The sequence below is a fragment of the Nocardia mangyaensis genome, from assembly GCF_001886715.1.
GTDB classification, from domain to species: Bacteria; Actinomycetota; Actinomycetes; order Mycobacteriales; family Mycobacteriaceae; genus Nocardia; species Nocardia mangyaensis.
Window position 1 is genome coordinate 6,487,502 of record NZ_CP018082.1, and the last position, 22,396, is coordinate 6,509,897.

The following is a 22,396-nucleotide window of genomic DNA, read 5'->3' on the forward strand; positions in this document are numbered from 1 at the left end:
CCCTTGTCTGTGTTCTCACATCCTCGCCGGAGCCCCACTGAGGACCCAGCGACTGAGGCATGGATCACACCGCCCGGTCTGATCCCAGGCCAGCCGCCTTTTCGGACGCCGCGCGGACTCGGGCCGGGTCGTAGAGGTGGGACTGGGCGCAGTCGATCGAGGGCGTCATCGCGGGGCCGACCAGGATCACCGCGGCTTGACGCAGGCCGGCGGATTCGACCTGGTCGGCGATGTCGGCGAGCGTGCCGCGCAGCGCGAGTTGTTCGGGCTGGCTCGCGCGGTAGACCACGGCCACCGGGCAGTTCGGGCCGTACTGGGCGATCAGTTCCGCCGCGAGCACTCTGATCCGGGTGATCGCGAGATGCAGAACGAGGGTGGCGCCGGTCGCGGCGAAGTTCGCGAGGGCCTCGGCTTCGGGCATCGCCGTGGAACGGGCCTGGGTGCGGGTGAGAACGACCGACTGGACCACCTCGGGGACGGTCAACTCGGTGCCGAGGGCCGCCGCGGCCGCGGCATAGGCCGGGACACCGGGGGTGATGTCCCAGGGCACGCCGTGGGCGTCGAGGCGGCGGGTCTGCTCGGTCAGTGCTGAATACAGTGACGGGTCGCCCGAGCACAGACGCGCCACGTCCAGGCCCGCCGCGTGCGCGCGCACGAAATGGCCGGTGATCTGGTCCAGATCCAGTCGCTGGGTGTCGACGAGTTCGGTGCCCGGCGCGCAGTGCGCGAGCACCCCGGGATCGAGATAGGTCCCCGCGTACAGACAGACCGCACTCTCGCGCAGCAGATTCACCGCACGCACCGTGAGCAGATCAGCCGCCCCGGGGCCGGCCCCGATGAAGTGCACAGTCATGCCAGCAGCGTAGATCGCACCCCCGCGCCCCTCACGCCCTGGACAGTTGATCACCAGGGTCTGGTGGCAGCATCGACCCGAGGGCAGTCCGCCACCAGAGCGTGGTGATCTTGAATCGGCCGCGCGGGCGAGGGGGTGGGCACGTAGGTTCTGAGGTACGGGTCGGTGCGAGGAGAGGGGACGGGGTGCGGGTTTCGGGTAGGGCTGAGGTGGCGATGGTCGTGGGTGTCGTGGCGGCGGTGTTCGCCGCGGGGTGTGCGGGCGGCACCGTCGACGGGCATGCCACGGCCGCGCTCGACGGGTATGCGCCGTCGGTGAACAATCAGGACCCGTCGCGTGGGATACCCGGCATCGTCACCGTCGAGATCCCGCCGGGTCTGCACGTGACGGGTTCGCAGCGCGTCGCCTACCCTGCGATCCCGCCGATGGGCGGACCGCACGACGCGCGGTGGGCCGCCTGCGACGGTGTCGTCTACGACAAGGCGCTGCGCACCGAGAACGTCGTGCACTCCCTGGAACACGGCGCGGTGTGGATCGCCTACGACCCGGCGCGGGTCGGCGCCGAGGAGCAGGCGACGCTGCGCGCGAAGGTCGAGAACAAGCCGTACATGCTGATGTCACCGATCCCCGGCATGTCCGATGCTCTCTCCCTGCAGTCCTGGGGACACCAGCTGGTCCCCGACAACGCCGATGACGGACGCATCGACCAGTTCATCGTCGCCCTGCGCGAGAACCCGTACACCACTCCGGAACCCGGAGCCACCTGCTCGTCACCCGTGTTCGACCGCGACAATCCGCCGCCCTACGACCCCAGCCCGCCCGGGCCGGACGCGTTCCCGATGTCGTAGCTCGGTAGAAGGCCGCACCGAGGGCGAGCCGCGTCGTAGGGTGGGTCGCGACGGACAAGGGGGACCCATGGAGTTGGTCAAAGGCGCGAACGCGCCGATTTCCGCGAGCGAGGTGCGGATCTCGGTAGCGGCCGCGACGACGGTCGACATCGCCGCGCTGCTGCTCACCGCGAGCGGAAAGGTGCGCTCCGACAGCGATTTCGTCTTCTACAACCAGCCGGTCGCGCCCGGTGTCGAGGTGCTGGGTACCGAGGCGATTCGCGTCGTTCCCGGCGTCGTCCCCGCCGAAATCGACAAGATCGTCCTCACCGCCAGCCTCGACGGCACCGGTCCCGCCAACTGGGGTCAGGCCGGACCGCTGCGGATCACGATCACCGACACCTCGACCGGCACGCTGCTCGCCACCTTCGCACCGGACGGGCTCGGCCCGGAGACGGCCTTGATCGCCTGCGAGCTCTACCGGCGCAATGGTGGCTGGAAGGTCCGCGCGGTCGGTCAGGGGTACGCGCAGGGCCTGGTCGGGATCGCCACCGACTTCGGGATCACCGTCGACGACGAGCCGAGTCCGGAACTGCTCCCCCAGCCCGTGTCGGCGCCACCCACCGCGCCTGCGCAGCCGCACTCGACGCTGCCGGCCCCGCCGCACGACCCAGGAGCACAGGCCAACCCACCTCAGCACTGGCAGCCACCGGCCGACCCGCCACAACCCTCGCGGCAGCCCGCCGAGCCGCCGAGATTCGGGCAACCGACGATCGACCTCACCAAGGGCCGCGTCACGCTGCGCAAGAACGAGACGGTCTCGCTCACCAAGCACGGCGAACCACCGCTGAGCCGGGTGCGCATGGGCTTGGGATGGGATCCGGCGAAGCACGGCAGCAATGTCGACCTCGACGCCTCGGTCATCGCCTACGACAACCGGGCGAAGAAGCTGATCAACGTGTGGTTCCTGCGCCAGCAGGCGTTCAACGGCGCCATCAAGCACTCCGGCGACAACCTGACCGGTCACGGAGACGGTGACGACGAGGTCATCACCGTCGACCTGACCGCCCTGCCCCCGGAGGTCCACGCTCTGGTCTTCACCGTCAACTCCTTCGCGGGCCACAAGTTCGACCAGGTCGCCCGCGCCCACTGCCGCCTGATCGACGACCACACCGGCGCCGAGCTGGTGCGTTTCGAACTGTCCGGCGGCGAACCGACCACCGGCGTGTTCCTCTGCGTCCTGACCCGCGACGCGCACAGCTGGAACATGACGGCCCTCGGCGAGTACGCGAAGGGTGCGACGGTCCGCAAGATGGTCGACCCGGGCAAACGCTTCGTCCTCGCGACCCGCTAGCCGCGCTCAGCCGGTCATGTCGAAGTGGGCGATGATCTTGGTCGGCCGGAGGCGGACGACGAGCTCGCCGGGGACACCGTTGCGTTTGCCGAACTCCTCGGCTCGGTCCTGGCCCATGTAGCGGGCGGCGATGGCGGTGGCGGTGCGGACGAGTTCGTCGAGGTCTTCCGACAGCGTGACCGTGCCCTGCGCTTCGACGAGGGCGTAGGGCGGCTCTTCGAGGTCGACGCACAGCGCGGCCCGCGGGTCGCGCGCGAACGCCCGCCCCTTCGCAGTGTTCGCGCCCGTGTTGAAGACCAGTTCGTCGCCCTCGACGATGAACCAGATCGGGGTCACCAGCGGACGACCGTCGGCAGCGGTGAAGGCCACCTTGCCCGTCCGCGTGCCATGGGTGAGGAATTCACGTACCTGAGGATCCGACAGGGAAGCCATGTCCCAAGGGTAGGCCCATCCGGTAAGGCGGGGCCGAAGGCGAAAGGCATGTCTTCAGGTCAGATCGCGTCCCCGGACGCGTGCTGGCGGCGGCGGTTCGTCGTCGGGCGAGGTACCTACGGGCGTTGTACCGGGACGACCGTCACGAGGTTTTCGGTGCCTTTGAAGTCATCAGGGTTGGTGGTGAACAGTGGCAGTCGGCGGGCGGCGGCAACGGCCGCGATCATCAGATCCGCTTCTCGGCGTCGAGGTTTGCGACCGTGGGCGATCACGCCCGCTGCGATCAGTCCGTAATGCCGTGCGGCCTCGGAATCGAACGGCAAGGGGTCAAACACCGCCTCGGTGCGCTGTAGGCGAGCGATTCGCTGCGCCCGCTCCATCGCATCGTCGGTTTGGTGCACACCTGCGGACAGTTCTGCCAAGGTGACAGTACTGGTCAACAACTCGCCGGGCAGCGACTCCCTGAGCAATCGCTCCAGGTAGATCAGGATATTGGTGTCGGCAAGACCGCGCAGGTGCTTGGCGGTCACTCAGCTTCTCCAGACCGGTTCGCCCGGAGATGAGCGTCGAAATGAGCAGCTCCGTCGACATGCTCGTCCTGATCCGCCCTGAACCGATCGAGGTCCATCGGCGGCAGGTCACCGAACATCGCGAACAACTCGTCGACTGGCACAGCGCGGCGCCGACCGAGGTCTGTCGGCTGGTTTATATAGCTATCGATGGCGGCCAGCGCAACCTGCTGCATCGACGTGTGTTCGGCCTCCGCACGGCGCCGCAGTGCGGCCGTCTGCTCCTCGGACAACCGCAGTGTCATAGCCATACGCTCATGATACCGCCAGGTATCACGGGCGCCTATCGAGTCCGGTCAGATCGCGCCCTGGGCGCGGGCGGTGGCGACGGCGGAGGTGCGGGATTTGACGCCGAGTTTGGCGTAGATGTGGACGAGGTGGGATTTGACGGTGGTCTCGCTGAGGAAGAGTTGTTTGGCGATGTCGCGGTTGGACAGGCCAACGGCGACCAGGCGCAGGACCTCGACTTCGCGGGCGCTGAGGGTGGTGTCGGCGCGGCGGACCCTGGTCATCAGGCGGGAGGCGACGGTGGGCGAGAGGACGCTCTCGCCCACCGCGGCGGCACGGACGGCGGCGAGGAGTTCGGCGGGCGGGGTGTCCTTGAGGAGGTAGCCGACCGCGCCCGCTTCGATGGCGCCGAGGATGTCGGCGTCGGTGTCGTAGTTGGTGACGACGAGGACATTCGGTGGGTCCGGGAGGGCGCGCAGACCGGCGGTGGCCGAGGCGCCGGAGCGGCCGTCACCGAAGCGCAGATCCATCAGGACCAGGTCGACGAGGTTGGCGGCGCAGAAGGCCACCGCCGCGTCGGCGTCGGCGACATCGCCGACCACGGTGATGTCGGCGGACGCTTCGAGCAGGGCGCGCAGGCCGGCGCGGACGATGGCGTGGTCGTCGGCGAGCAGCAGGCGGATCACGAGGCGGCTCCCAGGGGGAAGGACACGGTGACGGCGGTGTGGCCTGGCTCTGATTCGACGGTCATCGCTCCGCCCTGCTGTTCGACGCGACTGCGCATGGCGGCCAGTCCGAACGCGCGCGATCCGCGCAGGGCACCGGGATCGATGCCGACGCCGTCGTCGACGATGTCGAGGTGCACATCGGTGTCGGCATAGGTGAGGGTGACCCGCATGCGCGCGGCCTCGGCATGCTGGACGACATTGGCGACCGCGCTCTGCGCGATCCGCACCAGCGCGGCTTCCACCGGCATCGGCAACCGCTCCGGTTCCCCTTCGACGAGCAATTGTGTGGCCAGCGTCGGCGACTGCGCCCGGCCGCAGATCCGTTCCAGCGCATCGGCGAGGGATTGACCGTCCAGCGCGGCGGGCGAGAGTTCGTCGATGAGCCTGCGGGTTTCGGCCAGATCCTCCGCAGCGGTCTGGCGGGCGAGCTGAATGCGTTCCAGCGCGGGGTGATCCGGTGCGGCTTGCTCGGCGGCGTGCAGCAGCAGCTGAATGCTGCTCAGCCCCTGGGCGACGGTGTCGTGGATCTCCTTGGCGAGACGCTCGCGTTCGGCCAGCTTGCCCGCGGTGCGTTCCTGATCGGCGAGAACCGCTCTGGTGCTGATCAATTCGTCGATCAACTGTTCGCGCTCGACCGCCTCGCGATACAGCGCCTGATACCCCAGCCCGATCCCGATCGCCACCGCCGCCCCGAGCACCGGCCCGATCACCGCCCCCACCGACCACCCACGATGCGCCGCGAACCCGAACACCCCGAACGCCGTCGCCAGCACCACGGTCACCAGGTTCCACGGTCGCGGGAGCAAGTGCAGATACAGGAAGAACAGCCCGAACGCGAGATAGACAGCGTCGGGCGTGAACGCGAGCAGGATGAGCCACAGGACGGTGAGCACGCCCAGCCACAGCCACATGGCCCCGGACCGGGCCCCCATCCCCACCGATGCGTCTGCGCGAGTCCTCGGTCCCCTGACGACTCGCGCAGCACGACCCGAACCCAGCTCGACTTTCCCGAAACGCCGCGGCACCTCGGCCCCGGCGAAGTAGACGACCAGCCAGACGGCGGTCAGCGCGACCACCGCGACGCCGTGCCCACCATCGACCACCGCCCGCACCGCGACCACCACGGCCAGCACCGTCACCAGCACGTGCAGGCCGAGCCGCAGCGTGGTGACCACCGGGGTCAGCGGGGACGAGTGCACACCGACCAGCTTATGTGCGGCAACCGCGCGGGCATCCATCGAAAGGTGTAAACACGCTCGGCCCTACGGTGGAGCGCGATTCCAGCGCCGGTGCGATGCCGAACGGGCTACGCGCGGCGAGGGTGGAGTCATGTTCGTAGCACTCCGAGATCTACGGGCCGCCCGCGGCCGCTTCCTGCTCATCACCACCGTCGTGTTGCTCGTCGCGGTGCTGGTGAGTTTTCTCAGCGGCCTCACCGCGGGCCTGGCGCACCAGAACATCTCCGCGGTCGAGGGCATCGACGCCGACGAGATCGTGTTCGCCGAGACCGGCACCGATCCGTCGTTCGACTCCTCGGTGCTCACCGAGCAGCAGCTCGACCAGTGGACGTCGGCGGCCGAGAACGCGACCGTCACGCCGATCGGCATCTCGCGTATCCGGGCCGAACACACCGGCTCCGCCCCGGTCCAGGTGGCACTGTTCGGCGGCGACCCGTCGGCGTTCGGCAATCATCCCGCTACCGAATCCGGTGCGGTGGTGCTGAGCGCTGGTGCGGCGCGCGAACTCTCGGCGAGCGCAGGGGACACCGTGGTACTCGCCGGGCACGAGTTCAGGGTCGCCGACGTGTCGACCGACGACTGGTACAGCCACACCCCGGTGATCTGGACGAGCCTGGCGGACTGGCAGGCGGCGAGCCCGCGCTCCGGTGCGGCGACCGTCCTGGCGGTGACCGGTTCGCTCGACCACGGCGGTCTGGACCCCGAGGCGGGCACGCAGACCGTCGCGGCCGGCGAGGCCGTCGGGGCGATCGGCTCCTACCAGGCCGAGAACAGCTCGCTGACTCTGATGACGATGCTGCTGTTCGCCATCTCGGCGCTGGTGATCGGCGCGTTCTTCACGGTGTGGACGGTGCAGCGACAGCCCGATGTCGCCACCTTGAAGGCGCTCGGCGCGACCACCGGTTCGCTGGTGCTCGACGCCCTCGCCCAGGCCGCGATCGTGCTGGTCACCGGCGTGACCCTCGGCCTCGGCATCACCGCGGCAGCCTCGCTCGCCCTCGGTGACGCGGTGCCGTTCGTGCTCTCGCCCGCGACCACGCTGGTCCCCGCGCTGGCACTGATCGTGCTCGGCCTGGCCGGCGCCGCGGTGGCCCTGCGCTTCCTGTTCACCACCGACCCGTTGACCGCGCTCGGCGCGACCCGTTGAAGGACACCTCGATGCTCACCCTCACCGATGTCACCCTCACCTACCCCGACGGCGCCGACCGCCTGACCGCCCTGGACCGGGTGAACCTGCGCGTCCCTGGCGGCACCATCGCCGCCGTCACCGGACCCTCCGGCTCGGGCAAGTCGAGCCTGCTCGCGGTGGCGGCGACCCTGATCCGCCCCGACTCCGGCACCGTCGTCCTCGACACCGATTCGGGCACAGTCGATCTCGCCAGCTTGGGCAGACGCGCCGCCGCCACCGTGCGCCGTTGCTCGATGGGCATCGTGTTCCAGCAACCGAACCTGATCCCCGCGCTCACCGCGGCCGAACAGCTGGAGGTCACCGCCCACCTCGGCGGGCGCAGCCGCACACCACGCGGGGAAACGCGTTCCCGCGCGAGGGCACTGCTCGACGCGGTCGGCCTCGCCGACCAAGCGCACAAACGCCCCGCCCAACTCTCCGGCGGCCAACGCCAACGCGTCAACATCGCCCGCGCCCTGATGAACGACCCCGCCCTGCTCGTCGTCGACGAACCCACCTCCGCCCTCGACTCCGAACGCGGCGCCGCCATCATCGACCTCGTCACCACCATCGCCCGCGAGCACCGCGCCGCCACCATCCTGGTCACCCACGACCCCACCCACCTGCACCGCATGGACGCCGTCTACCGCATGGTCGACGGCCACCTGACCACCGTCGACCGCATCCCCGCCTGATCGCACACGGCGAACTACGCCAGCCTTCAGTAACGCTCGCTGTCGCGACACTCCGCCAGCGCAGCGCTGACGGAGTTGTCGTGATCGGCGTCTGCGGTCTCCGCGCCACGACTGAGCTGCATCAGCAACTCCGCGCGCCCTCGAGTCGCGGGTCGCATTCGCCCCTGCGAGACGAGCCGGGAATGCACAGCAGCATCGAGACCAACCCGACCGGTAGCCATAGCTCAACGCTGACACAGTTCTGCGACACCCGGCAAGCTGATCGACCCCGGACGTACCCAGGCACACTTGTGCGATGAACGAACCGAGGCAGTTGATCGTGGTCGATGCCGCCAATGTGATCGGTTCCCGACCCAACGGCTGGTGGCGGGATCGGGCGGGTGCCGCGCGGCGACTGCTCGCGGATCTGGCCGGGTTGAGCACCCGGCTGCCCGAGACCACATCGATCGTCGTCGTCCTCGAAGGCGCTGCCAAGGCGGCCGTCGACGACACCGAACCCGCGACCCCGCGCATGACGGTCGTCCTGGCCGAACGCTCAGGCGACGACAAGATCGTCGACGTGGTGGCTCAGGCGAGTGCCGCCGACCAGATCACGGTCGTCACCGCCGACCGCGAACTCCGTTCCCGCGTCCAGGCACCCAGCACCGACACCGTTGGTCCGAGCTGGCTGTGGAGCCAATTGGACTGACTGCCCCTTGTCACCTGTTCTCTTCGACCAGATCGCTGACCGTGCCACTGCCCTCGATCGGCTCGACTGCGCGACGCTTGGGTTCCCTCGCGGGCTGAATCCGGCCCTGCTCGCGCAGACTCTCCAACGATTGGCGGTGCGAGACCCCAACGAGGGCCGCCAGCGCCATCTCCCGCAGGACCGGCCGGGCCCTGATCGCGGTGGCCTGGCTGGCGCTGTGCGGAGTCGAGTTGATCAGACCGAAGGCGGCGTGGGCTTGGATGCGGGCGGTTTCCTCAGCGAGGTCTGGGTGCACCTGGCGCAGCACTCCCACCCAGATCTCGACGTACTGACGCTGAGTGCGGCGCAGGATGCGACGGTCGGGGGTGGGGACATTGTCGAGGTCGCGGTCCTGGATGCGGATGAGTTCGGGGTTGCCGAAGGCGAAGTCGAGGTGGAACTCGATCAGGCCCTCGAGGGCGTCGGCCGGCGACGCGGCCGAAGCGACGACCGAGCGGCCGCCGGCGAGCAGCCGCTCACTGATCCCGACGAGCAACTCGACGAGCAGGGCCTCTTTGTTCGCGAAGTGCCGGTAGACAGCGGGACCGCTGATGCCGACGGCCGCGCCGAGGTCGTCGAGGCGCACGCCGAGGAAGCCGCGGTCGGCGATGAGCCGGGCACCCGCGTCGAGCAATTGCGCGCGACGCTCGGCTTTCAGCTGCTCACGACGGGTCGCGGGGACCGGCTCGACGGTGGCCACAGCGAATCTCCCTCCACCGGGTCTGGACAACTCGGTTAGTCCAGATTAACCTGATTTTCAGTTATTGGCGATTAACCGGGCGACAGGATGACGTGATGACGGTTACGCACGATCTGGGCACCGACGCCCCGACCGCGACCAGCAATCGGGCCGCGCACGCCGCGCTGGTCGACGATCTGCACCAGCGGCTGGCCTTGACCGCGCTCGGCGGCCCGCTCAAGGCGCGCGAACGGCACGTGGCCAGGGGCAAGCTGCTCCCCCGTGAGCGCATCGACGAACTGCTCGACCCCGGCAGCCCGTTCCTCGAGTTGGCCCCGCTGGCGGGCAACGGCATGTACGACGACGAGTGCCCCGGCGCGGGCGTGATCGCCGGCATCGGCCGCATCGCCGGTCGCGAGTGCCTGGTCCTGGCCAACGACCCGACGGTCAAGGGCGGCACCTACTACCCGATCACGGTGAAGAAGCACCTGCGCGCCCAGGAGGTGGCCGCGCAGAACAACCTGCCGTGCGTGTACCTGGTGGAGTCCGGCGGCGGCTTCCTGCCACGCCAGGACGAGGTGTTCCCCGACCGCGACCATTTCGGCCGCATCTTCTTCAATCAGGCGAACATGAGCGCCAAGGGCATCGCCCAGATCGCCGCGGTACTCGGCTCGTGCACCGCGGGCGGCGCCTATGTCCCCGCGATGGCCGACGAGGCGGTGATCGTGCGTGACCAGGGCACCATCTTCCTCGGCGGCCCGCCGCTGGTGAAGGCGGCTACCGGCGAGGTCGTCACCGCCGAGGATCTCGGCGGCGGCCTGCTGCATTCGCGCACCTCCGGCGTGACCGACCATCTGGCCGAGGACGACCGCGACGCCCTGCGCATCGTCCGCGATATCGTCGCCACCCTCGGTCCGCGCCCCGAAGCGCCGTGGGAGGTACTGCCCACCACCCCGCCCGCCAAGCCCGAGGACGAGCTCTACGACGTGGTCCCCGTCGACCCGCGCACCCCCTATGACGTGCGCGAGGTGATCGACCGGATCATCGACGGCGAGAACGGATTCCATGAGTTCAAAGCCGAATACGGCAAAACCCTGGTCACCGGCTTCGCCCGCATCCACGGCCATCCGGTCGGCATCGTCGCCAACAATGGCGTGCTGTTCAGCGAATCCGCCATGAAGGGCGCGCATTTCATCGAGCTGTGCGACAAGCGCAAGATCCCGCTGCTGTTCCTGCAGAACATCACCGGCTTCATGGTCGGGCGCGACTACGAGGCCGGCGGCATCGCCAAGCACGGCGCGAAGATGGTCACCGCCGTGGCGTGCGCGCGGGTGCCGAAGCTGACCGTGGTGATCGGCGGCTCCTACGGCGCAGGCAACTACTCGATGTGTGGGCGCGCGTATTCGCCACGATTCCTGTGGATGTGGCCGAACGCGCGCATCTCGGTGATGGGTGGTGAACAGGCCGCCTCGGTCCTGGCGACGGTGCGCGGCGATCAGCTCGACAGCGCGGGCAAGCCGTGGTCGGAGCAGGATCAGGAGGCGTTCAAGGCCCCGATCCGCGAGCAGTACGAGACCCAGGGCAACCCCTACTACGCCACCGCGCGCATCTGGGACGACGGCGTCATCGCCCCGTCGGACACCAGAACTGTGCTCGGCCTTGCCCTTTCGGTCTGCGCGCAAGCGCCGCTCGAACCCGTTTCCTACGGCGTCTTCCGGATGTGACAGACATGCTGAACAAATCCACCCCCGTCGAGTTCGACACCGTCCTGGTGGCCAATCGCGGCGAGATCGCGGTACGTGTGATCAAGACCTTGCGCGCCATGGGTATTCGCTCGGTCGCGGTGTACAGCGATGCCGATGCCGACGCCCGCCATGTGCGCGAGGCCGATGTCGCGGTGCGCCTCGGCCCGGCGCCCGCGCGCGAGAGCTACCTGTCGATCGAGAAGGTCGTCGATGCCGCCGTGCGGTCCGGTGCGCAGGCTGTGCATCCCGGATATGGCTTCCTGTCGGAGAATTCGGCCTTCGCCGCCGCGCTGGCCGACGCCGACATCGTGTTCCTCGGCCCGCCCGCCAAGGCGATCGAGGTGATGGGCGACAAGATCACGGCCAAGAACACGGTCACCGCGTTCGGCGTTCCGGTGGTTCCCGGCATCGCCGAACCGGGCCTCACCGATGCGCAATTGGTCACCGCTGCGGCCGAAGTCGGCTACCCCGTCCTGGTCAAGCCGTCCGCTGGTGGCGGCGGCAAGGGCATGCGCCGGGTCGAGCGGGCCGAGGACCTGCCCGCCGCCCTGGTCAGCGCGCGCCGCGAAGCCGGTGCCGCCTTCGGCGACGACACCCTGTTCCTGGAACGGTTCGTCACCCGGCCTCGGCACATCGAGGTGCAGATCCTGGCCGACACATTCGGCAATGTGGTGCATCTGGGCGAACGCGAATGCAGTTTGCAGCGCAGGCATCAGAAGGTGATCGAGGAAGCACCCTCGCCGCTGCTCGACGCCGCGACCAGGGCCAGAATCGGCACCGCGGCCTGCAACACCGCGCGCAGTGTCGACTACGTCGGCGCGGGCACGGTGGAGTTCATCGTCTCCGCCGATCGGCCCGACGAGTTCTTCTTCATGGAGATGAACACCCGGCTGCAGGTGGAGCATCCGGTGACCGAGCTGGTCACCGGAGTCGACCTGGTGGAATGCCAGGTGCGGGTGGCCGCGGGCCAGAAACTGGCGAAGAGCCAGGACGAGATCCACCTGGTCGGGCACGCCGTCGAGGCGCGCGTCTACGCCGAGGATCCGGGTCGCGGCTTCCTGCCCACCGGCGGCACCGTGCTCGCGCTCACAGAGCCGAATGGCCATGGCGTGCGGGTGGATTCGGGCCTTGCCGAGGGCACCGTGGTCGGCAGCGACTACGACCCCATGCTGTCGAAGGTGATCGCGCGCGGCGACACCCGCGCCGACGCGCTCGCCGCGCTCGATCGCGCGCTGGCACAGACCGTGCTGCTCGGCGTGACGAGCAATATCGAGTTCCTGCGCTTCCTGCTCGCCGACGACGACGTCCAGGCCGGACGCCTGGACACCGCGCTGCTCGACCGCCGGGTCGCCGACTTCCGGCCCGCCACCGTCACCGACGACGAATTCATCGCCGCCGCGGCGTATCACTGGCTGCGCCGGTGGCCGCGCACGAGTGGCGACCCGTGGGCGGTGCCCTCGGGCTGGCGGCTCGGCACACCGGCGCCGACCGTGTTGCGGCTCGCGTCGGGCGATCACATACGCCATGTCTTCCTGACGGGCACACCGGAATCCGCGACTGTGCGACTCGAGTCCGACGGCGTGGGCGGTCAGACGCAGCATGCCTCCGGCGCGGGCGCGACGGACCCCGCGACGAGTCAGCCGGAATCCGTTACCGCGCTGCGGCCGGGTGATCCGGCCGACGGTGCCGGCAGCCGCTCGCTCACTGCCGCGCTGCACGGGGACCGCCTGACCCTCACCGTCGACGGACTCCGCCGCGTGTGCCGCGTCGCCGAGGCCGACGGCCAGGTGTGGGTGAGCACCGGCGGGAACGTCGCCGTGCTGCGCGAGGTGGCCGAGGCGAGCGTGCGTGGCGATGCCGCACACGTCGGCGACGCCGAGGTCCGCAGTCCCATGCCGGGTTCGGTGATCGCGGCCCCGGTCGCCGACGGCGCGACCGTGGCGGCCGGTGACCCGGTGGTGGTCATCGAGGCCATGAAGATGGAGCACGCGCTCACCGCGCCGGTCGCGGGCACGATCGAGCTGCTGGTCCAGCCGGGCGCGCAGGTGAAACTCGACCAGGTCCTGGTCCGCGTGCTCGCCCATCCCGACAACACCGCCGCCACGGCGGAGACCGAACGCGAAGGAACCCCCGCATGACCGACTACCTGTCCTCCGGTTCCCTGCCCGACGAGTACCGCCAGCTCGCCCTGACCGTGCGTGACTTCGCCCAGCAGGTCGTCGCGCCGGTCTCGGCGAAACACGATGCCGAGCACAGTTTTCCGTACGAGGTCGTGGCGGGCATGGCCGAGATGGGCCTGTTCGGCCTGCCGTTTCCCGAGGAGTTCGGCGGCATGGGCGGCGACTACTTCGCGCTGTGCCTCGCGCTCGAGGAACTCGGCAAGGTCGACCAGAGCGTGGCCATCACCCTCGAGGCCGGTGTCTCGCTCGGCGCCATGCCGATCTACCGCTTCGGCGACGACAAGCAGAAGACCGAGTGGCTGCCCCAGCTCACCAGCGGGCAGGCGCTGGCCGGCTTCGGACTCACCGAACCCGACGCGGGCAGCGACGCGGGCGGCACCCGCACCACCGCGGTGGAGGACGGCCAGAGCTGGGTGATCAACGGCGCCAAGCAGTTCATCACCAACTCCGGCACCGACATCACCCGCCTGGTCACCGTCACCGCGGTCACCGGGACCAGCGGTGGCAAGAAGGAGATCTCCACCATCCTGGTGCCGACCTCCACGCCGGGCTTCGTGGCCGAGCCCGCATACAACAAGGTCGGCTGGAACGCCTCGGACACCCATCCGCTCAGCTTCACCGATGTCCGGGTGCCGCGGGAGAACCTGCTCGGCGAGCGTGGCCGCGGCTACGCCAACTTCCTGCGCATCCTCGACGAGGGCCGCATCGCCATCGCCGCGCTGGCCGTGGGCGCCGCGCAGGGCTGTGTGGACGAGAGCGTGCGCTACGCGAACGAGCGGCAGGCGTTCGGTCAGGCGATCGGCCGCAATCAGGCCATCGCGTTCAAGATCGCCCGGATGGAGGCGCGCGCCCACGTGGCCCGCACCGCCTACTACGACGCGGCCGCGCTGATGCTGGCGGGCAAGCCGTTCAAGAAGGCCGCCTCCATCGCCAAGATGGTCGCCAGCGAGGCCGCCATGGACAACGCCCGCGACGCCACCCAGATCTTCGGTGGCAACGGCTTCATGAACGAGTACCCCGTGTCCAGGCACTACCGTGACAGCAAGATCCTGGAAATCGGTGAGGGCACGACGGAGGTACAGCTGATGCTGATCGCAAGGGAGCTGGGTCTGTGAGTACCCGTCGCGTCGTCCAGCGGGGATTGTGGTTCGAGGAGTTCGAGATCGGCACGATCTACGAGCACCGGCCGGGGCGCACCATCACCGAGGCCGACAATGTCCTGTTCACCACGCTGACCATGAACACCCAGGCCCTGCACCTGGACGCCGCCTTCGCCGACGCGCAGCCGCCGTTCAACCAGCGGCTGGTGAACTCGATGTTCACCCTGTCCACGCTGGTCGGGCTCTCGGTCGCCCAGCTCACCCAGGGCACCCTGGTGGCCAATCTCGGCTTCTCCGAGATGGCGCTGCCCGCGCCGCTGTTCCACGGCGACACCATGTACGCCGAAACCCTGGTCACCGACAAGCGCGAGTCCAAGAGCCGGCCGGGCGAGGGCATCGTCAGTCTGACCCACACCGCCCGCAACCAGGACGGCGTGATCGTGGCGAAGGCGGTCCGGCAGACGCTGGTCAGAAAGGCGCCGGCGGCATGACCGGAGACAGCACGTGGGAGCCGAGCGGACCGGCCTGGCTGTTCTGCCCGGCCGACCGTCCCGAACGTTTCGCCAAGGCCGCCGCGGCCGCCGATGTGGTGATCCTCGACCTCGAGGACGGGGTGGCCGCCGCCGACAAGGACGCGGCCAGAAAGGCCCTGCTCGCGACCCCACTCGACCCGCGGCACACCGTGATCCGGGTGAACGCGACCGACACCGACGAGCACGCGGCCGATCTGGCCGTGCTCGCGCAGACTGCCTATCGACGCGTCATGCTGCCCAAATGTGAATCGCCCGAACAGGTTCGGAGTCTGACCGACTACGAGGTGATCGTGCTGATCGAATCACCGCTGGGTGCGGTGCGGGTCACCGACTCGATCGCCGCCGAGAACGCGATCGGCGTGATGTGGGGCGCCGAGGACCTGGTGGCCGGGCTGGGCGGCAACTCCAGCAGGCACGCCGACGGCGGCTACCGCGACATCGCCCGGCACGTGCGCTCGACGAGTCTGCTGGCGGCCAAGGCTTTCGGCCGATTCGCCCTCGACTCGGTGTATCTCGACATCAAGGACCACGACGGCCTGGCGGCGGAGACTCTCGACGCGGTGGCGGTCGGGTTCGACGCGAAGGTGGCCATCCATCCCAGCCAGGTCGCGGTGATCCGCGCGGGGTACGCCCCCGATCCCGACGAGCTCGACTGGGCACACCGAGTTCTCGCCGAGGTGCCCGACCATCGGGGTGTCTTCGCGTTCGAAGGGCGCATGGTCGACGCACCGGTGCTACGGCACGCGGAGCGGATCGTGCGCCGGGCCGAGCCCCTCGGCTGACCAGCACCCGGCGCGCGTCGCGTAACGCTCGCGCGCCGGGGTACTCATCGACCGGGCAGTTCCGGCCCGCGCAACCCAGTACGAGGAGGACCTCCGGTGCAACCGCAATGGGAACCGACCGCGCAGGACATCGCATCGGCGCGGGTCACCGACTTCGCCGCCTTCGTCAGCGCGCGAACAGGTGACGAGTACCCCGACTACCAGGCGCTCTGGCGGTGGTCGGTCGACGATGTCACCGGGTTCTGGCAAGCACTGTGGGACTACTTCGAACTCGGCGAGACCGCGGGTGAGGTCCTCGACACGCGCGAGATGCCCGGCGCGCGGTGGTTCCCCGGTACCCGGCTCAACTACGTCGATCAGATCATCCGGATGGCCCAGCCGGGCAGGCCCGCGATCATCGCCTTGCGCGAGGACGCCGAGCCCCGTGAGCTGTCCTGGGCCGAATTGATCGAGCAGGTCACCGTTTTCGCCCGTACCCTGCGCGAACAGGGTGTCGAGGCGGGTGACCGGGTGATCGGCTATCTGCCCAACATCCCCGAGGCGGTCGTCGCCTTCCTCGCCACCGCGAGCATCGGCGCGGTCTGGAGCGCCTGCGGGCAGGACTATTCCGCCAAGGCGGCGCTGGACCGGCTCGGTCAACTCGACCCCACGGTGCTGGTCACCGCCGACGGCTACCGGTTCGGCGGCAAGGACCACGACAAGCGCGCCGACATCGCGGCGCTCCAGGACGGCCTGCCCGGCCTGCGGGCGACGGTCGCGGTGTCCCAGCTCGGACTCGACGTGCCCGACGCCCTGCCCTGGGCGGAGGCGGTGGCCGACGCCGATCTCGGCATCATCGAGACCACCGCCGTCGATTTCGATCATCCGCTGTGGATCGTGTTCTCCTCCGGCACCACGGGCCTGCCCAAGGGCATCGTGCACGGGCACGGCGGTGTCCTGCTCGAGCACCTGAAAGCCGTGGCGCTGCACTCCGACATCGGCGCCGACGACACCTTCTTCTGGTTCACCAGCCCCAGCTGGATGATGTGGAACTTCCAGGTCGCCGGCCTGCTCACCGGTGCGACGATCGTCACCTACGACGGCAGCCCGACCGCCGGATCGCCCGATGCGCTGTGGCGCCTGGCCGCTCAGGTCCGCGCCACCGTGCTCGGCACGAGTCCCGGCTATGTCCTCGCCTGCGTCAAGGCGGGTGTGGTGCCGCGCACCGAGCACGACCTCTCGGCACTGCGCACCGTCGGCATCACCGGGTCGTCGCTGCCGGTGTCGAGTGCGCTGTGGCTGAACGAGAACGCGGGCGAGCACGTGCGGGTGAATTCGATCAGCGGCGGCACCGATGTGGTGTCGGCGTTCATCGGCGGCGTGCCGACCGTGCCGGTGTGGCCGGGTGAGCTGTCGGCGCCGTATCTCGGCGTCGCCCTCGATGCCTACGACGAACTCGGTGCGCCGGTGCGCGGCGAGGTCGGCGAGCTGGTGGTGACCGAGCCGATGCCGTCCATGCCGGTGCGTTTCTGGCGCGACGAGGACGGAAAGCGCTACCACAACGCCTATTTCGACACCTATCCCGGCGTGTGGCGGCACGGCGACTGGATCACCCTGACCGGCCACGGCAGCATCGTCGTGCACGGCCGCTCCGATTCCACCCTCAACCGCCACGGCATCCGGATGGGCAGCGCCGACATCTACCAGGTGGTCGAGCAATTCCCCGAGATCGCCGAGGCGTTGGTGATCGGTGCCGAACAACCCGACGGCGGCTACTGGATGCCGCTGTTCGTCGTCCTCGCGCCCGGCGCCGAACTCACCGAGGAGCTGAAGACCAGGCTCTGCGCCGCGATCCGGACCGAGGTCTCCCCGCGCCACGTCCCCGACGAGATCCGCGAGACGCCCGGGATCCCGCACACCCGAACCGGCAAGAAGCTGGAAGTGCCGATCAAGAAGCTCTTTCAGGGCGCCGACCCGGCCCGGGTGGTCGAACGCAGCGCCGTCGACGACCCCGCTCTGCTCGACTGGTATGCCCGGATCACCCCGCCCCACAAGGCATAATACACTTCGAGTATGAATGTCGGCGGATCTCGTGGGGCACGTGGATCGATGGTCGGAGTCACCGGGGAGAGTGTGCGGCGGCGGCCGAAGAACCGCCGGGCGCAGATCGCGGCAACCTCGGCCGTGGCGTTCGGGGCAGCCGGGTATCACGGCGTGAGCATGGAGGACATCGCGTCCGGGCTCGGCATCAGCTCGGCGGCGCTGTACCGGCACTATCCGAGCAAGTACGCGCTGTTCCGGGAGGAACTGTTGCGCGTGGGGCAGTCGTTCACCACCGCGATCGCCGCCGCGGACGAGGGCGAGTCCTCGGCAGAGCGGTTGCGGCACATGCTCACCGGCCTCCTCGGCTCGACCGTGGCGAACCGGGCGACCGTCGCGCTGGTGCGCTGGGAGGGCCGCTATCTCGAGCCCGCCGACCGGCTGGTGCTCGACCAACAGCGCGCCTCGGTGCTCGGCGCGCTCGACGAACAGCTCGCGGTGCTGCGGCCGGAACTGTCCGCGGCGGAGCTACGGCTGCTGTCCACCGGGATGCTCGGCGTGATCACCAGCATCGCCGATCATCACGCCGCGCTGCCGGCGCGCACCATGACCACGCTGCTCGGCACCGCTTGTCTGTCCCTGACCGAGTCCGAATTGCCGCCCGCGGCGACGATTTCGGAGCAGTCGACGCCGGTCGAGATCCCGGATTCGTTCAAACACGAACTGCTGCTGCGCAAAGCGGTCGAACTGTTCCACGAGCACGGCTATCCGAACGTCAGTGTGGAGGACATCGCCTCGGCGGCCGGCCTGTCGGCGGCCTCGGCGGTGTACCGGTTCTACCGCGGCAAGAGCGACCTGCTCGCCGCCGCGTTCCGCCGCGCCGCCGACCGGGTCTCCGGCGCGATCGGACCCGCCGTCGCCGGCACACCCGACAGTGCCGCCGCGCTGGACATGCTGATCGGCCAGTTCGTGGCCGACACCTTCGACGAGCGAGCGCTGGCGGTCGTCTACTACGCCGAGTTCGGCCACGTGCCCGCCGAGGAGCGTGCGGTTCTGCGCAACATCCAGCGGCTGAGTGTCCAGGAATGGGCGCGGCTGACCCGCGAGGTACGCCCGGAACTGTCCGCCGCCGAGGCCCGATTCCTGGTGCACGCGGCCTTCGCGATGGTGATCGATCTCGGTCAGGCCTTCGGCGACGACCCGATCGCCTGCCGGGCCCGGGTTGGCTTCCTGATGCGGCGGGTACTGCTCGGCTGAGCAGCGGATCTCACCCGTTGTGTGTGAGGCGGTGCGCGCCGGGCCGGTTCTAGGCTCGGCGGCGACGGGCGTCGAACGGAGAGTGGATGGGTCATCGCGCGAACGACCACCGCGGTCTGAGCAGGCGATCTTTGCTCGGGCTCGGCGCGGCGGCCACCATGGTGGCGGCCCTGCCGGGGTGTGGTCGTGGCGACGACACGCCGTTCGGTCCGGCCCGGTCCACCGGACCACCGGACGTGCTCGCCCGCGCGATCGACGCCTATGTCTTCGGCTATCCGATGATCATGCTCGACATGATGCGCGCGGCGAGCGCGCCGACGAACACCCTCGACCACAGCGTTCTGCCCGATCCGCTCGACCGCGGGGTCGCCCGGCTCAGCCATGACATGGTGTATTCGCAGGCCTGGCTCAACCTCGACGACGAACCGCTGGTGCTGCAGCTCCCCGAGGCCGAGCGCGACCGGTACTGGCTGTTCCAGCTGCTCGACGGGTGGGGCAACACGGTGCACGATCTGACCAGTAAGGAGCCGCGGACCACGATCGGGGCCGAGGGACCGCCCTACACCTACCTCATCACCGGGCCGAGGTGGTCGGGGCGGACTCCCGAGCGTTCGACGCTGCTGCACATGCCGTCGACGATGGCGACGATCGTCGGGCGGGTCCAGATCAACGGCATCGAGGACGCTCCACAGGTCAATCGGTTCCAGGACCAGGTGAAGCTGGTCCCGCTGAGCGCCTGGCTGCGGGGCGAACTCGACCGCACCGTCAGCCGGGTACACCCGATCGACCGTGGGCCGGAGCCGCCGGTGAAGCGGATCGCGGCGCTGGACGGCCGCACCTATTTCAATCGGCTGTGCCGACTCATGCTGGCCTCGGCGCCCACGCCCGCCGACGCCGCGCTGGCCGGGCAATTGGCCACGATCGGGGTGCAGCCGGGCGGCAACGTCGACAGTCAACCGAGCGAGATCCTCGACGAGGCGGTCCGCCAAGCGCATCGCCGGATCGTCGGCTGGGAGGATCCCACCGCACGCAGGGTCAACGGCTGGGAGATCCCGACCGAGATCGGCAACTTCGGCACCGACTACCTGCGCCGAGCCGCGACGACCATGCGGTCGCCCGGCCTCTCCCCCATCCGCAACGTCCTCTACGCCGTGCTCTGGAGCGCCCCCGCGGCCGATGAGCAGGGGCGCCCGCTGCGCTACCGGATCCGTTTCGACCCCGGCCAGTGGCCGCCGGCCGAGGCCTTCTCCTCGATCACCGCCTACGACCCCGAGGGCTTCCTGATCCCCAACGCCGCCGAGATCTATTCCGTCGGCCACCACCCTCCGGTCACCCCCACCGCCGACGGCACGGTCGACATCGCCCTCCAATACGAGGACCCCCGCCCCGCCGTCGCCCCCGGCAACTGGCTGCCCATCCCCGCCACCGGTGACTTCTCTCTCACCCTGCGCCTCTACGCACCAAAAGAAGATGCCCTGGAAGGAAAGTGGGTACCACCACCAATGGTCCCCGTGCAATAACGACGACTAGGAGATGGTATGAGCGACAGCAATTTCACGACTTCGGATTCGGGAATTCCGGTTCCCAGTGACGAGCACTCGCTGACCGTGGGTCCGGATGGTCCGATTCTCCTGCACGATGCGTACCTGATCGAGAAGATGGCGCAATTCAATCGGGAGCGTGTGCCGGAGCGACAGCCGCATGCCAAAGGCGGCGGGGCATTCGGCATCTTCGAGGTCACCGACGATGTCAGCGCCTACACCTGCGCCGATGTCTTCCAACCCGGCGCCAAGACCGAGATGCTCGCCCGGTTCTCCTCGGTCGCCGGCGAGCGCGGCAGCCCGGACACCTGGCGTGATCCGCGCGGCTTCGCGCTGAAGTTCTACACCACCGCCGGCAATTTCGACATGGTCGGCAACAACACGCCGGTGTTCTTCATGCGCGATCCGATGAAGTTCCAGGATTTCATCCGATCGCAGAAACGTCGGGCCGACAACAATTTACGCGACAACGACATGCAATGGGATTTCTGGACGTTGTCGCCGGAGTCGGCTCACCAGGTGGCCTGGCTGCTCGGCGATCGCGGAATCCCGCGCTCGTGGCGGCACATGAACGGATACTCCAGCCATACCTATCTCTGGTACAACGCCGGTGGCGAGCGTTTCTGGGTCAAATACCATTTCAAGTCCGATCAGGGCGTGGACTTCCTCACCCAGGAAGAGGGCGACCACTTCGCCTCGGCCGACGCCGACCACTACGTGCGTGACCTGTGGGAACACATCAAGAGCGGCGAATTCCCGAGCTGGACACTGCACATGCAGATCATGCCGTTCGACGAGGCCAAGACCTACCGCTTCAACCCCTTCGACCTGACCAAGGTCTGGCCGCATGGTGACTACCCGCTGATCAAGGTGGGGCGCATGACCTTGAACCGCAATCCCGCCGACTACCACACCGAGATCGAGCAGGCCGCGTTCGAACCGAGCAACGCGGTGCGCGGCACCGGACCCAGCCCCGACAAGATGCTGCTGGGCCGCTGGTTCTCCTACCCCGACGCCCACCGTCACCGCATCGGCTCGAACTACACACTGCTGCCGGTCAATTCACCGCACGCCGCCCCGGTGCACTCCTACACCAAGGACGGCGCCATGCGCTACACCAATGTCACCGACCCGGTCTACGTCCCCAACTCCAAGGGCGGCCCGCACGCCGACGAGAAGGCGTCGGGCCCGGTGATGGGCTGGCACACCGACGGCGAAATGGTCCGCACCGCCTACACCTTGCGCCCCGACGACAGCGACTTCGGCCAGGCCCACACCTTGGTCCGCGAAGTCCTCGACGACGCCGCCCGCGACCGCCTGGTCAGCAACGTCGTCGGCCACCTCCTCAACGGCGTCACCGAACCAGTCCTCGTCCGCGCCTTCGACTATTGGCGAAACATCGACACCGAAGTGGGCGACCGCATCGAACAGGGGGTACGAGCAGCCCGGTCCTGACCCCGCCGAAGCCCGCCTCCGCACGTCAGGAGGCGGGCTTCGCCCTAGCGCGTCCGCCTGTCAGGGTTCGTTGGCCATGGCCGCGATGAGGGAGTTCGGGCGCATGTCGAGCCAGTGGGATTCGACATAGTGGAGGCAGGAGGCGCGGGGGGCGGCGCCGAAGGCCACGGTCCAGCCGCGGGGGACGGCGGCGAAGGTGGGCCAGAGGGAGTGTTCGCCTTCGGAGTTGACCAGGACGTAGAACTGGGCGTTGTCGTCGTCGAAGGGGTTGCTCATGGGGGTGCCT

General features: G+C 68.9%; 21 protein-coding genes and 1 pseudogene. 14 read left to right on the forward strand and 8 right to left on the reverse strand.

Annotated features, from left to right (window positions below):
- Positions 1–64: 64 nt before the first annotated feature.
- On the reverse strand, positions 65–853 hold the full coding sequence (gene cobM / locus BOX37_RS29370) for a precorrin-4 C(11)-methyltransferase (protein WP_071930448.1): 789 nt from the start codon (positions 851–853) through the stop codon (positions 65–67).
- A gap of 215 nt (positions 854–1,068) precedes the next feature.
- Here cobM and BOX37_RS29375 point away from each other — a divergent pair, with 215 nt between their 5' ends.
- Positions 1,069–1,701 (forward strand): DUF3105 domain-containing protein, encoded by a 633-nt coding sequence (locus BOX37_RS29375; protein ID WP_084761072.1) that lies wholly within the window; start codon positions 1,069–1,071, stop codon positions 1,699–1,701.
- Positions 1,702–1,768: 67 nt separating this feature from the next.
- On the forward strand, positions 1,769–3,034 hold the full coding sequence (locus BOX37_RS29380) for a TerD family protein (protein ID WP_071930450.1): 1,266 nt from the start codon (positions 1,769–1,771) through the stop codon (positions 3,032–3,034).
- 6 nt (positions 3,035–3,040) lie between these two features.
- On the opposite strand, the gene BOX37_RS29385 is transcribed toward BOX37_RS29380, so the two are convergent.
- The 5 genes from BOX37_RS29385 to BOX37_RS29405 all read right to left on the reverse strand — a co-directional run bounded on the left by BOX37_RS29385 (position 3,041) and on the right by BOX37_RS29405 (position 6,190).
- On the reverse strand, positions 3,041–3,466 hold the full coding sequence (locus BOX37_RS29385; protein WP_071930451.1) for a PPOX class F420-dependent oxidoreductase: 426 nt from the start codon (positions 3,464–3,466) through the stop codon (positions 3,041–3,043).
- 116 nt (positions 3,467–3,582) lie between these two features.
- Positions 3,583–3,996 (reverse strand): type II toxin-antitoxin system VapC family toxin, encoded by a 414-nt coding sequence (locus BOX37_RS29390; protein WP_071930452.1) that lies wholly within the window; start codon positions 3,994–3,996, stop codon positions 3,583–3,585.
- Positions 3,993–4,286 carry a hypothetical protein gene (locus BOX37_RS36345; RefSeq protein ID WP_240505098.1) on the reverse strand — a complete coding sequence of 98 codons (294 nt, stop codon included), beginning with the start codon at positions 4,284–4,286 and terminating at the stop codon, positions 3,993–3,995. Before BOX37_RS36345 ends, BOX37_RS29390 begins: the two co-directional genes overlap by 4 nt.
- 45 nt (positions 4,287–4,331) lie before the next feature.
- Positions 4,332–4,949, reverse strand: coding sequence for a LuxR C-terminal-related transcriptional regulator (locus BOX37_RS29400; RefSeq protein ID WP_071930453.1), 618 nt, complete (start codon positions 4,947–4,949; stop codon positions 4,332–4,334).
- Positions 4,946–6,190 carry a sensor histidine kinase gene (locus BOX37_RS29405; RefSeq protein ID WP_084761073.1) on the reverse strand — a complete coding sequence of 415 codons (1,245 nt, stop codon included), beginning with the start codon at positions 6,188–6,190 and terminating at the stop codon, positions 4,946–4,948. Before BOX37_RS29405 ends, BOX37_RS29400 begins: the two co-directional genes overlap by 4 nt.
- A 130-nt stretch (positions 6,191–6,320) precedes the next feature.
- On the opposite strand from BOX37_RS29405, the gene BOX37_RS29410 reads away from it, so the two are divergent.
- From BOX37_RS29410 to BOX37_RS29420, 3 genes are all read left to right on the forward strand, one after another.
- A complete protein-coding gene (locus BOX37_RS29410; RefSeq protein ID WP_071930455.1) occupies positions 6,321–7,376 on the forward strand; it encodes an ABC transporter permease in 1,056 nt (351 codons plus the stop codon).
- Positions 7,377–7,387: 11 nt separating this feature from the next.
- Positions 7,388–8,092, forward strand: a complete 705-nt coding sequence (locus tag BOX37_RS29415) for an ABC transporter ATP-binding protein (protein WP_071931979.1) — start codon at positions 7,388–7,390, stop codon at positions 8,090–8,092.
- 295 nt (positions 8,093–8,387) lie between these two features.
- A complete protein-coding gene (locus BOX37_RS29420; RefSeq protein ID WP_071930456.1) occupies positions 8,388–8,780 on the forward strand; it encodes an NYN domain-containing protein in 393 nt (130 codons plus the stop codon).
- Between the two features lie 151 nt (positions 8,781–8,931).
- On the opposite strand, the pseudogene BOX37_RS29425 reads toward BOX37_RS29420, so the two are convergent.
- Positions 8,932–9,519 (reverse strand): annotated as a pseudogene (locus BOX37_RS29425) (SACE_7040 family transcriptional regulator); the annotation flags it as partial.
- 95 nt (positions 9,520–9,614) lie between these two features.
- Between BOX37_RS29425 and BOX37_RS29430 the strand changes: the two are divergent.
- From BOX37_RS29430 to BOX37_RS29470, 9 genes are all read left to right on the forward strand, one after another.
- Complete coding sequence (locus tag BOX37_RS29430; protein ID WP_071930457.1) at positions 9,615–11,222, forward strand: carboxyl transferase domain-containing protein; 1,608 nt, start codon at positions 9,615–9,617, stop codon at positions 11,220–11,222.
- A 5-nt stretch (positions 11,223–11,227) separates the two neighbouring features.
- Positions 11,228–13,381, forward strand: coding sequence for an acetyl/propionyl/methylcrotonyl-CoA carboxylase subunit alpha (locus tag BOX37_RS29435; RefSeq protein ID WP_071931980.1), 2,154 nt, complete (start codon positions 11,228–11,230; stop codon positions 13,379–13,381).
- Positions 13,378–14,538 (forward strand): acyl-CoA dehydrogenase family protein, encoded by a 1,161-nt coding sequence (locus BOX37_RS29440; RefSeq protein ID WP_071930458.1) that lies wholly within the window; start codon positions 13,378–13,380, stop codon positions 14,536–14,538. The genes BOX37_RS29435 and BOX37_RS29440 overlap by 4 nt, the downstream gene beginning before the upstream one ends.
- Positions 14,535–15,014: a MaoC family dehydratase gene (locus tag BOX37_RS29445; RefSeq protein WP_071930459.1), complete on the forward strand. Its 480-nt coding sequence runs from the start codon at positions 14,535–14,537 to the stop codon at positions 15,012–15,014. Before BOX37_RS29440 ends, BOX37_RS29445 begins: the two co-directional genes overlap by 4 nt.
- Positions 15,011–15,838 carry an HpcH/HpaI aldolase/citrate lyase family protein gene (locus BOX37_RS29450; protein WP_071930460.1) on the forward strand — a complete coding sequence of 276 codons (828 nt, stop codon included), beginning with the start codon at positions 15,011–15,013 and terminating at the stop codon, positions 15,836–15,838. The genes BOX37_RS29445 and BOX37_RS29450 overlap by 4 nt, the downstream gene beginning before the upstream one ends.
- Before the next feature lie 96 nt (positions 15,839–15,934).
- Positions 15,935–17,878, forward strand: a complete 1,944-nt coding sequence (locus BOX37_RS29455; RefSeq protein WP_071930461.1) for an acetoacetate--CoA ligase — start codon at positions 15,935–15,937, stop codon at positions 17,876–17,878.
- Between the two features lie 48 nt (positions 17,879–17,926).
- Positions 17,927–19,114, forward strand: a complete 1,188-nt coding sequence (locus BOX37_RS29460; RefSeq protein WP_240505099.1) for a TetR/AcrR family transcriptional regulator — start codon at positions 17,927–17,929, stop codon at positions 19,112–19,114.
- Between the two features lie 86 nt (positions 19,115–19,200).
- Entirely contained in the window at positions 19,201–20,634 is a 1,434-nt protein-coding gene (locus tag BOX37_RS29465; protein ID WP_071930463.1) for a DUF1254 domain-containing protein, read from the forward strand.
- 18 nt (positions 20,635–20,652) lie between these two features.
- Entirely contained in the window at positions 20,653–22,110 is a 1,458-nt protein-coding gene (locus BOX37_RS29470; RefSeq protein WP_071930464.1) for a catalase, read from the forward strand.
- 60 nt (positions 22,111–22,170) lie between these two features.
- Here BOX37_RS29470 and BOX37_RS29475 read toward each other — a convergent pair whose 3' ends face one another.
- Positions 22,171–22,386 carry an MbtH family protein gene (locus BOX37_RS29475; protein WP_071930465.1) on the reverse strand — a complete coding sequence of 72 codons (216 nt, stop codon included), beginning with the start codon at positions 22,384–22,386 and terminating at the stop codon, positions 22,171–22,173.
- Between the last annotated feature and the right edge of the window lie 10 nt (positions 22,387–22,396).

Excerpts from the sequence above, each read along its gene's own strand:
- cobM (WP_071930448.1), bottom strand. The coding sequence starts at position 853 with ATGACTGTGCACTTCATCGGGGCCGGCCCCGGGGCGGCTGATCTGCTC.
- BOX37_RS29375 (WP_084761072.1), top strand. The coding sequence starts at position 1,069 with ATGGTCGTGGGTGTCGTGGCGGCGGTGTTCGCCGCGGGGTGTGCGGGC.
- BOX37_RS29380 (WP_071930450.1), top strand. The coding sequence starts at position 1,769 with ATGGAGTTGGTCAAAGGCGCGAACGCGCCGATTTCCGCGAGCGAGGTG.
- BOX37_RS29385 (WP_071930451.1), bottom strand. The coding sequence starts at position 3,466 with ATGGCTTCCCTGTCGGATCCTCAGGTACGTGAATTCCTCACCCATGGC.
- BOX37_RS36345 (WP_240505098.1), bottom strand. The coding sequence starts at position 4,286 with ATGGCTATGACACTGCGGTTGTCCGAGGAGCAGACGGCCGCACTGCGG.
- BOX37_RS29410 (WP_071930455.1), top strand. The coding sequence starts at position 6,321 with ATGTTCGTAGCACTCCGAGATCTACGGGCCGCCCGCGGCCGCTTCCTG.
- BOX37_RS29415 (WP_071931979.1), top strand. The coding sequence starts at position 7,388 with ATGCTCACCCTCACCGATGTCACCCTCACCTACCCCGACGGCGCCGAC.
- BOX37_RS29420 (WP_071930456.1), top strand. The coding sequence starts at position 8,388 with ATGAACGAACCGAGGCAGTTGATCGTGGTCGATGCCGCCAATGTGATC.
- BOX37_RS29430 (WP_071930457.1), top strand. The coding sequence starts at position 9,615 with ATGACGGTTACGCACGATCTGGGCACCGACGCCCCGACCGCGACCAGC.
- BOX37_RS29435 (WP_071931980.1), top strand. The coding sequence starts at position 11,228 with ATGCTGAACAAATCCACCCCCGTCGAGTTCGACACCGTCCTGGTGGCC.
- BOX37_RS29440 (WP_071930458.1), top strand. The coding sequence starts at position 13,378 with ATGACCGACTACCTGTCCTCCGGTTCCCTGCCCGACGAGTACCGCCAG.
- BOX37_RS29450 (WP_071930460.1), top strand. The coding sequence starts at position 15,011 with ATGACCGGAGACAGCACGTGGGAGCCGAGCGGACCGGCCTGGCTGTTC.
- BOX37_RS29460 (WP_240505099.1), top strand. The coding sequence starts at position 17,927 with ATGGTCGGAGTCACCGGGGAGAGTGTGCGGCGGCGGCCGAAGAACCGC.
- BOX37_RS29465 (WP_071930463.1), top strand. The coding sequence starts at position 19,201 with ATGGGTCATCGCGCGAACGACCACCGCGGTCTGAGCAGGCGATCTTTG.
- BOX37_RS29470 (WP_071930464.1), top strand. The coding sequence starts at position 20,653 with ATGAGCGACAGCAATTTCACGACTTCGGATTCGGGAATTCCGGTTCCC.
- BOX37_RS29475 (WP_071930465.1), bottom strand. The coding sequence starts at position 22,386 with ATGAGCAACCCCTTCGACGACGACAACGCCCAGTTCTACGTCCTGGTC.